This window comes from Rhizobium sp. 05L419 (assembly GCF_056397845.1).
This window is the reverse complement of the sequence record NZ_JBFTOF010000022.1, coordinates 40,534-53,674: the sequence shown is the minus strand read 5'-3', so window position 1 is coordinate 53,674 and position 13,141 is coordinate 40,534. Positions and strand designations below refer to the sequence as shown.

Sequence of the window (13,141 nt, the reverse complement as noted above, 5' to 3'; positions counted from 1 at the left end):
GAGCGATCCGGATCCGGGTCCGGCATGGCAACGAGCAGCATTCGCGTATAGTCTTCTGCGGTCGGTCGAAGATATCCGCAACTGGGCCGCTTTCAACCAGCTTGCCGCGATAGATCACCGTCACGCCGAACGCATGGACCGGATTGGCAGGATACGCGCGTCCGGCCGGTTCCTATTCCTCCAACGAAATTGTCGAAGGGGTGTCGTCGCAGGGCATTGCCACGCGCGATCCCGAAACGCTGGAGATATTCGGCGTCGCGATTTCCTATCCAATCACTGTTGGAACCACGGAACTCAAAGAGAAGATCGCTATTGACCGGATGCGGACCGATCTGAGCTTCAAGTCTGATTGACGGCAACTGCCGATCTTTGGGATGTCGTCAGCCCAACACAAATCGCCGGCTATCTCACCGTCATCCGACGTCGACATTTAAAAGCCTGAGCGGTGCTAAGTTTACGAGCTCTTCAGGCTCGACACGAATCAGCCTGACCCCGTCACAAACAGGGGACCAGGTTCGCGATGACGCCATGTGGCCAGCATCTTCAGGTTTTGTTGACCTTTTGCACTCCGAAGAGGCTGTGCTCTGGATCAAGCAGCCAGCCTGATCAAAGCACGCTGACGTTTTCAGCCTTCGACTTTCCGGTCTTGCGATCTTGGCCCAGGTCGTAGCTCACTCGTTGCCCTTCCCTGAGCGAACTGGCTCCCTGCAACGCGGAGACGTGCACGAACACGTCGGCGCCACCATTTTCGGGTGTAATGAAGCCAAATCCCTTGTCTTCATTGAAGAACTTAACAGTGCCGGTCGCCATAACTCATCCTCGTCGCTTGAGCGGCTGTGTGCCGCGACGCAGAACCTATCGCTCGATCGCGCCGTCCGCAACATCTCCGTGCCTGTGTGCCAGCGAATTGGTGACATGAGGCGAAGGGGAAGTCGCACCTGGAGCTCCATCAGGGCTCCAGCATCAACGTGAGAAGGCTTTCGATTGAAAGCGTTTCAACAGGCAAAATGCGGCATAGCCGTGGACCTCGGACGTCAAACGAATAGCCGCCTCGGTCACCCAGCCTGAGACGAATGTCGCGTTCAACAGGAGTTGGTATGCCGAACTTTCAGTACTTGGATGGTACGTAGAGTTCGGGCGGCAGGACCTTTCGCTCGTAGTCCGGATTGAATACGCGCTCCGGGAGGGCAATGTCTTCATGCGGAACGTCTTCATATGGGATTTGCTTCAACAGATGGTCCATGCAGTTCAGGCGCGCACGCTTCTTGTCGTTCCCTTCGACGATATGCCAAGGAGCTTCAGGAATGTTGGTGCGGGCAAAAGTCTCCTCCTTCGCCTTCGTGTAGGCCTCCCAGCGAACCCGCGACTCCAGATCCATCGGCGAAAGCTTCCATTGCTTCAGCGGGTCGTGAATGCGAACGAGAAAGCGAAGCTGCTGTTCTTCATCGGTGATCGAGAACCAGTATTTGATGAGCCGTATACCCGAGCGCACGAGCATTCGCTCGAACTCCGGAACGTCGTTGAAGAACTGCGAAACCTGATCTTCACTGGCAAATCCCATCACCCGTTCCACACCGGATCTGTTGTACCACGACCGATCAAACAGCACGATCTCGCCGCCCGCCGGCAGATGCGGCACATAGCGTTGGAAATACCACTGCGACTTCTCGCGATCAGATGGTGCAGGCAACGCGACCACGCGGGCCACGCGCGGATTGAGCCTTTGGGTTATGCGCTTGATAACGCCACCCTTGCCTGCGGAATCGCGCCCTTCGAAGATCACAACGACTTTCTCTTTGTGATAGGTGACCCAGTCCTGCAGTCGGATCAGTTCAGCCTGAAGGGCGATCAGTGCGCGGAAATACTCGATACGCTGCATCGAAGGCGGATGCGATTTTCGGTATATTTTCCTGATTTCTTCGGATAGAGCGGGCTCCGACAGCTCGAGTTCGTAATCCTCGTCGAGCGTGTCGGCCAATTCGGCTTCGAGCCAATCTGACGAAGGCGTGCCGTTGGTGGGGGTCATCTTAACTCCATGTTCTGAATTGTATGGACGACGATCCACCAGATCAGCCCGCCATGCGAGATCACGCTACCATGCCAGCGGTATATGTCTCGCTTATGTCAGCTTGTACGTACAGCCAAAGCAGCCGAAGTGGTCCCGAAAGTTTAGATCGAAATTTGTGCATCTGCGGTGGCTTCGGCGGGCAGCCTGTGAGCTGGCGTCGCTGTTGAACCGCCAATCGAACGCAGATTCCCCATGCAAGGCAGGCTGCGTCGCTTGCTTGCGAAAGCTGCTTGCTGGGTCTGCTGATCGTCGCGATCAACAAGGCGCTCGGATTGCGGCCTGATGCTTCAGGCCGAAAGTCTGCTGGGGTCTGTGGGCTACCATTGGACTGATTGCTTGCGATGGGCGGCGCCTTCCTTCGAGAGCGGCTCGCACCACTAGTTGCCGCGCTGGCGGCAATCACGATCGGACCAATGAACAACTTCACCCTTGATGAGGATCAGGAAGTTTTCGTTGTCGAGGCGACTGACGACCTCGCCATCCTCGGTGATGTAGTCAGCCTTCGGTGTCGCATTCCCTTGGAAAGAATCCGATACCCTTATCTGTTCGATGATGACGCAGTTTTTGCCGGCATCGCCTTGGCAACGAAACCGCTTGGTCTCTTTGTAGCGCAAGATTTCAGCCCTCCGTTTCGACCATAAATCTTGGGCGAACTGGGAGAGAATTCAAGACCGCAAAACTAGGTAATTCCTCGTCGGCCCCAGACGATCTTGCCGGCTCGGATGGCCCGAGCTCTCTGAGCAACTGAGCTTTGCAATTGGCTGATGCGACGAGGCGGAAGCCTGACGCCGGTCAGCGGGTTGCGCCCAACACAAATGCGATTGCTGCGACGAGACCGACTGCCAAAAGTGGGCTCTCTCTCACGCGGTCCTGAATATCAGCAAGGAGCCCGCGGGCTTGCACCGTCGCCACACCTGCCGAACTCGGCGTGATCGCTGCCGGTGACTTCGTCTTTCCGCTCATCGGCTTAACCGCCACAATCTCGCCGCCGACGTTCTTGGCGGAGGAGCGCAGCGTCGGCCGATGGCGGGGTGACCGCGCAACCTCCGATGTGCTCGCGCTGCTTGATGCGGCTGGCTCCGCCCTCACACGCTCAGCCTCGTCGATGTCCGCCCGACCCGCGGGTACGCTGCTACGGGTGATGGAGATTGGATCAGACGCCGGGAAGGTGTCTTCAAGACCTTCGTCTAATTCGTCTTTCGCACCTTGCTTGCGTTGGGTCGCCTGCTCGCGCTTCATGGATAGGACGGCTGGCGATGTTGGCTTCCTGGTGTCCGGCATCACGTGTTCTCCTGTGATCGAGGGGTTCTCCGGGCGCTACGCGACGAGAATGGTGGTTTTCTCAGTGACCACGTGTCCTGCTCCTTTGGGATCGGTAGCGCACCTMAACGTCTCACTATCTCGAATGTTCCGGCTTCGATCATTCAAACATCGCCTGCAGGATGGGCGATCCAAGGAACGCCTCGGCGCCAAATGCTTGCCGAGGCGGTCGTTCAGCGTATTGCAAGCTTGGCGCAATCTGAAAGGCGTGCCACGATGCGGGACGGCTGCTAACAGACAGGTATCGGAAGTGTTATGACACACGCTACGCGTCCAAAGGACTGGTACGACATCGGCAAGGATCAAGGTATCCGCGCCGGGAGACGAGGCGGCGAAGTCCAGCGGCACCAGAGTGACTTTGTGAACGAGGACGAGAACGCAGCCTGGATCGATGGCGTTCTGGAAGGCGTTCTGTCAGTTGGCGCGAGAATTGCCGCCGTCACCAGCGTCCAAGACCTCATGCCAGGCTCCAAAGGCGGGATCATTCAGGTGATAATGGTGGAGAGGCTGGGATGAGCTGCACGGCGTGCTAATTTGAAGGTAGCGACATACAACGTCAACGGTATAAACGGCCGTCTGCCCGTTCTGCTTCAATGGCTGAAGGAAGCCAAGCCCGATGTCGTGTGCCTGCAGGAATTGAAGGCACCCGATGACGGATTTCCGCGCGGACAGATCGAAAAGGCCGGCTACGGTGCGGTTTGGCATGGGCAGAAATCCTGGAACGGGGTAGCGATCCTTGCGCGAGGTCAACAGCCGGTGGAGACAAGGAAGGGCCTCCCAGGCGATCCGGGCGATAGCCAAAGCCGCTACATTGAAGCAGCCATCGATGGCATCCTGTTTGGATGCCTCTATCTGCCGAACGGCAATCCCGCGCCAGGTCCCAAGTTCGAATACAAGCGTCGTTGGTTCGCGCGACTGTCGTCCTATGCGGCCGAGCTGATCGAGTTGGATATTCCCGTCGTCCTTGCCGGCGACTACAACGTGATGCCGACCGATCTCGACGTGTACAAGCCGGAGCGTTGGAAAGACGACGCGCTGTTCCGGCCGGAAATCCGCGCGGCGTTTCGAAAACTGACCGCAGAGGGCTGGACCGATGCCATCCGTCATCTGCATCCAGATGAGGTGATCTACACCTTCTGGGACTATCTTCGGAATGCCTGGGGACGAAACGCGGGCCTGCGGCTCGATCACTTCCTCCTGAGCCCGGCAATAGCTGGCCAGCTTCGGGCGGCGGCGGTTGACAGGCATGTCCGGGGGTGGGAGCACGCAAGCGATCATGCCCCCGCCTGGATCGAACTCGCTCCATAAGATCCGCAACGGCGAGGAGCGGCCGACAGGCCGCCGCTTCTCGCCTCCGAGTCAATGTTGCCGATCTCACCGCATCGACATCAAGTTTGTGATGAGGAACCACTACGGCAGAGGCCCCAAATCATGGTGGACTGGTGCGCCGTCGGTGCGACGGGCACCGTCCATCAACGCCAGCCGAGCGCAGGCGCGACGTGCTTCAGGATTGCCTCGATCACATGCGCGTTGTACTCGACGCCAAGCTGATTGGGGACGGTGAGAAGGAGGGTATCGGCTTCGGCGACGGCCTCGTCTTCGGTGAGCTGCGCAATCAGCGCTTCCGGCTCGGCGGCATAGGAACGACCAAAGATTGCCCGGGTATTCTCGTCAATGTAGCCGATCGAGTCCTGTTCCTTGCCGCCACGGCCGAAGTAGGCCCGGTCGCGATCGTCCACCAGTGCGAAGATGCTGCGGCTGACCGACACGCGCGGCGTGCGGCTGTGGCCGGCCTCCTTCCATGCTCCCCGATAAGCGCGTATTTGGGCTGCTTGCTGGACGTGGAATGGCTCCCCGGTTTCGTCATCCTTCAGTGTCGAGCTCTGGAGGTTCATGCCAAGTTTGGCCGCCCAAGCGGCGGTCGCGTTTGATCCTGCACCCCACCAGATGCGCTCGCGCAGGCCGTCGGAATGCGGTTCGAGGCGCAGCAGCCCGGGGGGATTGGGGAACATCGGGCGCGGATTGGGCTGCGCAAACCCATCGCCATTCAGCGCCTGCAGGAATACCTCGGCATGGCCACGGCCGAGATCGGCGTCGCTCGCACCCTCCTCCGGCTGGTAGCCGAAATAGCGCCAGCCGTCGATGACCTGCTCAGGGGAACCGCGGCTGAGGCCCAGCTGCAGGCGACCACCGGCGATGAGATCGGCGGCACCGGCGTCTTCAGCCATGTAGAGAGGGTTCTCGTAGCGCATGTCGATGACTGCGGTGCCGATCTCTATGGTCTTGGTTTTCGCGCCCACAGCCGCCAGGAGTGGGAAAGGGGAGGCGAGCTGCCGGGCGAAATGATGGACGCGGAAATAGGCGCCATCAGCGCCGAGTTCTTCCGCGGCGACAGCGAGATCAATCGATTGCAGGAGCGCGTCGCCCGCGGAGCGGGTTTGCGATTGCGGCGAAGGTGCCCAATGACCGAAGGAAAGGAAACCGATTTTCTTCATGATTTTGCCCGTTGAATGTCGCGGTCTGACGTTGACCTGCGGTTGGCATAACATGGGAAGGGATCCTAGCCATGAAAAGACGGTTGAACGCACTGTTCACCGGATTGCGTCTCACGTGCCAGATGCAGAGCGGTTTGAGCACCGCTTTGCATCTTCGCTTACGCAGTGGGCAGTCATTTTAAATCCGATGGCAGGACCGGTCCCGGAGACGGCTCGGGGTGTCACAGCAACGTCGGCGAACCCATGCATTCGCCATGGTTTGACTTTTGTCAGAGGGCGTGAATAATGTCGAGATAGCTCATTTCTGGAATAAACCCTATGCCCATCCGCTCTACCGACCAGGTTCTCCACAAAGCCGCCTGGCTCTATTACACCCATGGATTGCGGCAGGATGAGGTGGCGAAGCATCTTGATATCTCCCGCGCCTCGGTTGCCATGTACCTGCGGCGCGCCAGGGAAACGGGCATCGTCAACATTGCGACATCGACGCAACTCTTCGCAGACGACGTTCTGGCCCGGCAGCTGGAAGATGCGGCCGGGCTCAAGGCCGTCTGGATCGTTCCCGAAGACCGGCAGGCGCTCGACCCGACGGCGGAAATGCCGGTTGTCGCCGCAGCTGTTTTCCTGGAGCTGATAGGCAAGGGTGACAGGGTCGGTGTTGCCTGGGGCCGTACGGTCTATCACATCGCCGACGTTATGCCGTTCGCCGATCTGCAAGGTGTGACAGTGGTGCAGCTCTGCGGCAATCTCGGCGCACCGTATTCCTATCGGCCAGACCAGTGCACCACGGAAATTGCCCGGCGGCTGAACGCCGAGGGCATCAACTTCTATGCGCCGCTCGTTCTGAGTTCGGAAAGGCTGGCGCAGGAACTGCGCCAGGAGCCGGTCATCCAGGAGCAGCTTGCAACAATTCCCGACTGCACGCTTGCGCTCTATTCGGTCGGCGGTATCGAAGCCGACAGCCATCTCGTGAAATGCGGTGCATTGACTGCCGAGGAAATGAAAGCGCTGGGCCAAGCGGGTGCGGCGGGCGTCATCGCCGGCCAGGTGATCGATCGCCAAGGGCAGTTGATGGATTGCGCGCACAACCGCCGATGCATCTCTGCCGATCTCGATTCCATCCGCTCCATTCCAAAGCGCATGATGGTCGTGCAGGAAGACGAGAAGCTGGAGCCGCTGGTTGCGGCCATCAAGGGTGGATTTGCTTCGCATCTCATCATAACCGCCTCGATGGCACGCCGCCTGCTCGCCCGCTGGAGTGACGACGCGGCCCAGCCACAGTGAAGTGAATTTCGGCGTATGTCGGGACGCAGCGGCTGCCGCGTTGCCGGCTTTGCCATGATTGGAGGAGGACAGTATGGAAAATCTCTGGCGCGACAGCGATGCGGAGGAGATGGTCGAAGCCTATGCCCGCAAGGGCATCAGTCGCGATCTGGCTTTGAGGACCTATACAACCAGACTGCTCGGCGGAGAGCCTCGGCTGGTGTTGCATGGCGGCGGCAACACTTCGGTAAAAACGGTCGTCAGCGATCTCGTCGGCGACGAATGGGAGGTACTCTGCGTCAAGGGCAGTGGTTGGGACATGGGCTCGATCGAGCCTCAGGGACTGCCCGCTGTTAAGATCGCAGCGCTTCTTAAAGCGCGCAAGCTGGAGACGCTCTCGGACGAAGATATGGTCACCCTTCAACGCGCCAATCTTATCGATCCGGCATCGCCCAATCCCTCCGTCGAGGCGCTTTTGCACGCATTCCTGCCGCACAAGTTTGTCGATCACACCCATTCGACGGCGATCCTTGCCATTGCAGATCAGGCAAGCAGCAAGCAGATGAGTGCTACGGTGTTCGGCACGAAGATGGGCTTCGTGCCTTATATCATGCCCGGCTTTGCCTTGGCCAAGGCTGCGGCCGAGGTGTTTGACAGCGACCCGAGTGTGAACGGTCTTATCCTCGACAAGCACGGCATCTTCACCTTTGGCGACACGGCGAAGGAAGCTTATGACAGGATGATCCACTATGTGACGTTGGCCGAGGATTATGTCAGAGAGCATGGCAAAAAGCCGTTCAGGCCGGCAGCGCTGCCCCAGACGATAGCGGCTTCAGGCGACATTGCGGCCATGCTGCGCGGTGCCGTCGCCGTGGCCCGGGGGGAGGGGCGGTACGACCGAATGGTGGCCGAATTTCGAACGTCCCCTGCGATCCTCGAATTCGTCAACGCCGCCGAGGTCGAAGACATGGCCTCGCGAGGTGTTTCGACGCCGGATCTGTCCATCCGGATCAAGACCGGCCCGCTGGTGCTGCCGCCGCCGGATGCCGAAAAGATCGAGGATTTTCGTGGCATCATCGACGCGCGCGTGGCGGCCTTTATGGCCGACTATACTGAATATTTTCGCGCAAACGATGCCCGCGATGACGTCAAACGGACGATGCTCGATCCCATGCCTCGCCTGACGCTGGTTCCCGGCCTGGGCATGTTCGGTCATGGCCGCACGCTCAAGGATGCAAGAATTGCAGCCGATGTTGGTGAGATGTGGATCGAGGCTGCGCGCGACGCTGAATCAGTCGGACGCTTCGAGCCGGTAAGTCGACCGGATCTGTTCGATCTCGAATATTGGTCCCTGGAGCAGGCGAAGCTTGCTGGTGCCAAGCCAAAGCCGTTGACGGGACAGGTGGCGTTCGTGACGGGCGGTGCCGGCGCCATAGGCGCTGCCACCGCAAAGCTCTTGGCGCGTGAGGGCGCGCATGTCGTCGTGGCGGATCTGGATCCCGCCAAAGCCGGCGAGATCGCCAAGGCCATCGGGAACCAGTCCATCGGCGTTGAATGCGACGTCACGGATCCGGCGTCGGTTCGCGCTGCCTTTGACAGAGCCGTGGCGACCTTTGGGGGCGTCGACATCCTCGTCTCCAACGCCGGCGCTGCCTGGGAAGGTGCCATTGCGACGCTAGACGACGCTCTGCTACGCAAGAGTTTCGAGTTGAATTTCTTCTCACATCAGCTGGTTGCCCAGAATGCGGTGCGGATCATGACGCAACAGGGCACCGGCGGCGCCTTGCTCTTCAATGCCAGCAAGCAGGCGGTCAACCCGGGTGCGAAATTCGGCGCTTATGGTATTCCAAAAGCTGCGACACTGTTTTTGTCGCGGCAATACGCTCTGGAGCACGGCGCCGACGGCATCCGATCCAACGCCGTCAACGCCGATCGCATCCGCTCCGGCCTGCTGGACGACGAGATGATCGCCAAGCGGGCAGCGGCCCGCGGCCTTTCGATCAAGGACTACATGGGCGGCAACCTGCTTGGACAGGAGGTAACGGCCGAGGATGTGGCACAGGCCTTCCTCCATCATGCGCTTGCCGAACGGACGACGGCCGATGTAACGACAGTCGACGGCGGCAATATCGCGGCTGCATTGCGTTGATGTCAGCCCCACATTTGCACCYCCGGTCGCCTGATCGGAGGTGCGTTGGGTCCAGCGGGTAGCGCTTGTCAGCGCCATGAAAAAGGCGGCTCGAAAGCCGCCTCGAGGTTCCTTCAGAGTGCCGGAAACTATTTCTTGTTGGGCGTTGGCATCCAGGCGGGAACGGCGACGTCGGCATGGGCGAACTGCGGCAGCTTGGAGCCGAGTTCTTCCATGTTCTTGATGTCGGCTTCCTGTAGCTGTTGTTGCGTGATCAGGGTCGGAGGCACGATCACGTTGTGACCAGGATCTTCGCCGGCAAGGAGCATCGCAAGGGCGCGGACGGAGACCTGTCCAACAACTGCCGGGTTGGTCGCTGCCGTGGCTGCCCAGGCGCTATCGGGCTCCCGCATGGCAGCGATGTCCGACGTTGAGATATCCGCGGAATAGATCTTCACGCTGGTCGAGAGACCAGCTTCGTCGACCGCGATCTTCACACCCTTGGCGAACTCATCATAAGGTGCGAACATCACCTGGATGTCGGGATTGGCCGACAGGACGGAACGCGCCTGATTGGCAACCGAGTTTGCGATGGGGTTGTCCATCGTTCCGAACATCGCGGCTTCCTTGATACCCGGATACGTCTTCTTGAATTCCTTCCAGGTCTCGTCGCGGCGATCAAGCGGCGCAATGCCTGCGACGTAGACATAGCCGGCTTTCCAGCTGTCACCGTTGTCCTTGATGGATTGCTCGAGCGCGAGGCGTGCCAGATCGCGGTCCGACTGCTCGATCTGCGGGATCTTGGGATTCTCGACGTTGACGTCGAAGGCGACGACCTTGATGCCGGCGTCGACTGCGCGCTTGGCCGCTTCCTTCATCGATTCCGTCAGGCCATGCTGGATGATGATCCCATCCACCTTGAGCGCGATCGCCTGATCCACCATATCGGCCTGCAGGGCTGCATCCTGACGGCTGTCCAGCACCCGCAGATCCACGCCAAGGGCTTTGGCTTGGGCTTCGACACCGGACAGATAGGACTGGAAGAAATCGCCGGTCGACAGATAGCGCACGAGCGCGATCTTGACTTGACCGGGATTGTCGAAGGGCTTGGGCATGTCGGCCGCAAGGGCCAAGCCTGAGAAGGCCGTCGCTCCCATGAGACCCATTGTTAGTTTACCGAGTGTTCTGCGCGTAATGTTCATTCTTGTCTCCTCCACAGTAGACGCTTTGTTGTTCATGCGTATGGCGCTAAGGGCCTCCCAGCCCTATCGTTTGCCTCTCCCCGATAGAGCAAAGGTAAAGACCAGCGCGATGACCAGCACCGCGCCCTTGACGAAGTCCTGCGTGTAGTAGGGGGCGTTCATCATTGTCAGGCCCTGCAGGAGAACGCCGACGAAAAGCGCACCGATCGCAGTGCCGAAGGCGTTCGGCTTGGCAACGCCAAGCACCGCAAAACCGATGAGCGCAGCAGCGACTGCATCGAGCAGGAGATTATTGCCCGACGCGATGTCGCCGCGGCCGAGACGCGCAGCCAGCAGAATGCCGCCGATGGAGGCGAAGACGCCCGAGATCACATAGGCAAACATCTTGTAGGCGTTGACCGGCGCACCGGCGAGCTGAGCTGCCCGCTCGTTCGAACCGACGGCATACATCATCCGGCCGAAGCGGGTGTATTCCAGAAAGAACCAGATGAGCACGGCGAGAACAATCAGCACGACGACAGAGACAGGCAACAGGTTCGGGAGCACAAAATCGAAGCGGTGACGCCCCAGTGCCAGGAAGCCCGGGCTGAAGGTGCCGCTCGCGGTGCTGCCGTCTGGCATGCTCATGCCGGTTGCGATCGACCGGCCTTCGGTCGGAATGCGCTGCAACCCGACAAGCAGGAACATCATGCCGAGCGTCGCCAATAGGTCCGGCACGCGCATATAGACGACCAGGAAGCCATTGATCAGCCCGATCACCACGCCGATCAGCAGGCACACGGCGATCGCTGTCAGCGCGTCACCATTCATGATGACCATGATGTAGGAGGAGGCCATCATCGCTGTCGTCGCAACCGAGCCGATCGACAGATCGAAGCCGCCGACGACCATGGTTGCCGTGACGCCGAGCGCCAGGATGCCGGTGATCGAAACGGATTGCAGGATGAAGACGGCGCTCTGCGGCGAGGCAAACCCGCTGGTGACGATCGAGAAATAGACGAGCATGCCCGCAAGCAGCAAGAGAAAGCCGTAGCGGATCGCGAGCTCTCGAATGCTGGCGCCTGTTGCCAGTGGTGGAACAATCTTAGCCGGCTGCGCTGCGGTGATCGGCGTGTCGTGATCAGTCATTCAATTCACCATTCCATGCTGGCCGGCGATCTCGGCCAGAAGCTTGTTGACGTCGATATCCGCATTGCGATGCTCGCCAACCAGTGTCTGTTCCGACATCACCAGGATGCGGTCGGCGATCTCAAAGGCTTCATCGAGTTCGGTCAGGAAGACGACGGTTGCCCGGCCTTGCGCAGATGTGCGCAGCTTGCCGGCAATGTCGCGGCGCGCCGCGATGTCGACACCCTGGAACGGCTCGTCGAGAACCAGCAGCCGGCAGGGCTGGCTGAGCCAGCGAGCCACCATCACTTTTTGCTGATTGCCGCCGGATAATGTCTGCATCTCGTCGCGCTCGGAGCGGCAGACGATGCCCAGCGAGGAAATCTGGTGTCTCGCTTCGCCGCGCTCCGAGCCGCGACTTGAAACGCCACCGACACGGGCGAGCCGTCTCAGGAACGGCAAGCTAATATTCTCGTAGATGTTGAAATCGGGGACAATGCCATTGTCCGTGCGATCCTTGGCAACGAGGAAAACGCCCTCGGCGATTGCCTGTTGCGGCGTGCGCGGTCGATACGGCCTGCCGTCGAGGGACATGTGGCCGGCAACCGGATGTCTCGCGCCGAAAAGCGTCTCCGCAAGAGCGGTTTTGCCGACGCCAACGAGGCCGGTGATTGCGACGACTTCTCCTTCGCGAAGCACAAAGGAGAACGGCCGTGTGCCGGCGGCAAGCTGCAGTTCCTTGGCACTGAGGATCGCCGCGCCTCCGTTGCGGACGGCGATGTCGCCATAGCTGATCGTATGACCGAGCATGGCGTTGACGGCGCCCTCGTAGTCCAGTTCGGCTCCCGTAAAGGTGCCGGTGATACGCCCGTCGCGCAGACTGACGATGCTGTCTGCTAGGCGCCGGATATCTGACATCCGGTGTGAGATATAAAGGATCGCGACACCGCGGGCGCGCAGGCGATCGACAAGCTGGAAGAGCCGCTCGGCCTCGACGCTTGACAGCGAGGAGGTCGGTTCGTCGAGGATAAGCACTTTCGGTTCATGCGCCATGGCGCGGGCTATGGCTACCATCTGCCTGTCGGCAAGGGAGAGATTGGCGATGCTCGCATTGAGATCGATCGAAAGGCCCATGCGGTCGGCGACGGCCTTCGCCTCGCGCCGCACGCGCCTTGGATTGAAGAACCAGCGCGCGGCGCGACCATTCAACCGGTCGAGTGTCAGGTTGGTTGCAACATCAAGATCGGCAACCACCCCGTCGTTTATATTCTGGTGAACGGTGACAACACCGGCGCGGATGGCTTCGGCCGGTGAAGTGGGAAAGAAATCCTTGCCTGCGAGCGAGATATGGCCGGCGTCGCGCGTATAGACGCCGCTGACGATACGCACGAGCGTCGACTTGCCGGCGCCGTTTGCGCCCATGAGGGCAGTCACAGAGCCGGCGCGAAGCGAAAGATCAACGCCGCCAAGCACCTGGACACGACCAAACGACTTCCGCAGTCCTTGGACGCGGAACACAGGTTCTTCGTTCATCTCCATCCTCCCGACCTGATGCTAG

Annotated in this window: 13 protein-coding genes; 5 read left to right on the top strand and 8 right to left on the bottom strand. The window is 60.0% G+C overall.

What is annotated here, in order from left to right:
• The first annotated feature begins 143 nt into the window (after window positions 1-143).
• On the top strand, window positions 144-353 hold the full coding sequence (locus AC1DMK_RS23300; RefSeq protein ID WP_477862362.1) for a hypothetical protein: 210 nt from the start codon (window positions 144-146) through the stop codon (window positions 351-353).
• 253 nt (window positions 354-606) lie between these two features.
• On the opposite strand, the gene AC1DMK_RS23295 is transcribed toward AC1DMK_RS23300, so the two are convergent.
• The 4 genes from AC1DMK_RS23295 to AC1DMK_RS23280 form a co-directional block, all read right to left on the bottom strand.
• A complete protein-coding gene (locus tag AC1DMK_RS23295) occupies window positions 607-810 on the bottom strand; it encodes a cold-shock protein (RefSeq protein ID WP_037058041.1) in 204 nt (67 codons plus the stop codon).
• A gap of 298 nt (window positions 811-1,108) precedes the next feature.
• Window positions 1,109-2,026: a polyphosphate kinase 2 gene (gene ppk2 / locus AC1DMK_RS23290; protein WP_037058043.1), complete on the bottom strand. Its 918-nt coding sequence runs from the start codon at window positions 2,024-2,026 to the stop codon at window positions 1,109-1,111.
• A gap of 419 nt (window positions 2,027-2,445) precedes the next feature.
• On the bottom strand, window positions 2,446-2,682 hold the full coding sequence (locus AC1DMK_RS23285; RefSeq protein ID WP_477862359.1) for a hypothetical protein: 237 nt from the start codon (window positions 2,680-2,682) through the stop codon (window positions 2,446-2,448).
• 178 nt (window positions 2,683-2,860) lie between these two features.
• Complete coding sequence (locus AC1DMK_RS23280; protein ID WP_037058048.1) at window positions 2,861-3,349, bottom strand: hypothetical protein; 489 nt, start codon at window positions 3,347-3,349, stop codon at window positions 2,861-2,863.
• Window positions 3,350-3,643: 294 nt separating this feature from the next.
• On the opposite strand from AC1DMK_RS23280, the gene AC1DMK_RS23275 reads away from it, so the two are divergent.
• Together AC1DMK_RS23275 and xth are read left to right on the top strand one after the other, a co-directional pair.
• Window positions 3,644-3,904, top strand: coding sequence for a hypothetical protein (locus AC1DMK_RS23275; RefSeq protein ID WP_477862357.1), 261 nt, complete (start codon window positions 3,644-3,646; stop codon window positions 3,902-3,904).
• 18 nt (window positions 3,905-3,922) lie between these two features.
• Window positions 3,923-4,696 carry an exodeoxyribonuclease III gene (xth, locus tag AC1DMK_RS23270; protein WP_477862355.1) on the top strand — a complete coding sequence of 258 codons (774 nt, stop codon included), beginning with the start codon at window positions 3,923-3,925 and terminating at the stop codon, window positions 4,694-4,696.
• 164 nt (window positions 4,697-4,860) lie between these two features.
• Here xth and AC1DMK_RS23265 read toward each other — a convergent pair whose 3' ends face one another.
• Window positions 4,861-5,883, bottom strand: a complete 1,023-nt coding sequence (locus AC1DMK_RS23265) for an LLM class flavin-dependent oxidoreductase (protein ID WP_037058052.1) — start codon at window positions 5,881-5,883, stop codon at window positions 4,861-4,863.
• 318 nt (window positions 5,884-6,201) lie between these two features.
• On the opposite strand from AC1DMK_RS23265, the gene AC1DMK_RS23260 reads away from it, so the two are divergent.
• Window positions 6,202-7,167 (top strand): sugar-binding transcriptional regulator, encoded by a 966-nt coding sequence (locus AC1DMK_RS23260; RefSeq protein ID WP_477862353.1) that lies wholly within the window; start codon window positions 6,202-6,204, stop codon window positions 7,165-7,167.
• A 73-nt stretch (window positions 7,168-7,240) separates the two neighbouring features.
• A complete protein-coding gene (locus tag AC1DMK_RS23255) occupies window positions 7,241-9,295 on the top strand; it encodes a bifunctional aldolase/short-chain dehydrogenase (protein WP_477862351.1) in 2,055 nt (684 codons plus the stop codon).
• 128 nt (window positions 9,296-9,423) lie between these two features.
• Here the strand turns inward: AC1DMK_RS23255 and AC1DMK_RS23250 are convergent, their stop codons facing one another.
• From AC1DMK_RS23250 to AC1DMK_RS23240, 3 genes are all read right to left on the bottom strand, one after another.
• Window positions 9,424-10,476 carry a substrate-binding domain-containing protein gene (locus AC1DMK_RS23250; RefSeq protein WP_477862349.1) on the bottom strand — a complete coding sequence of 351 codons (1,053 nt, stop codon included), beginning with the start codon at window positions 10,474-10,476 and terminating at the stop codon, window positions 9,424-9,426.
• 63 nt (window positions 10,477-10,539) lie between these two features.
• The gene (locus AC1DMK_RS23245; RefSeq protein WP_051973878.1) at window positions 10,540-11,481 is read right to left on the bottom strand and encodes an ABC transporter permease; all 942 of its coding nucleotides are present in this window, start codon (window positions 11,479-11,481) and stop codon (window positions 10,540-10,542) included.
• A 123-nt stretch (window positions 11,482-11,604) separates the two neighbouring features.
• A complete protein-coding gene (locus AC1DMK_RS23240) occupies window positions 11,605-13,116 on the bottom strand; it encodes a sugar ABC transporter ATP-binding protein (protein ID WP_477862347.1) in 1,512 nt (503 codons plus the stop codon).
• Window positions 13,117-13,141 lie beyond the last annotated feature (25 nt).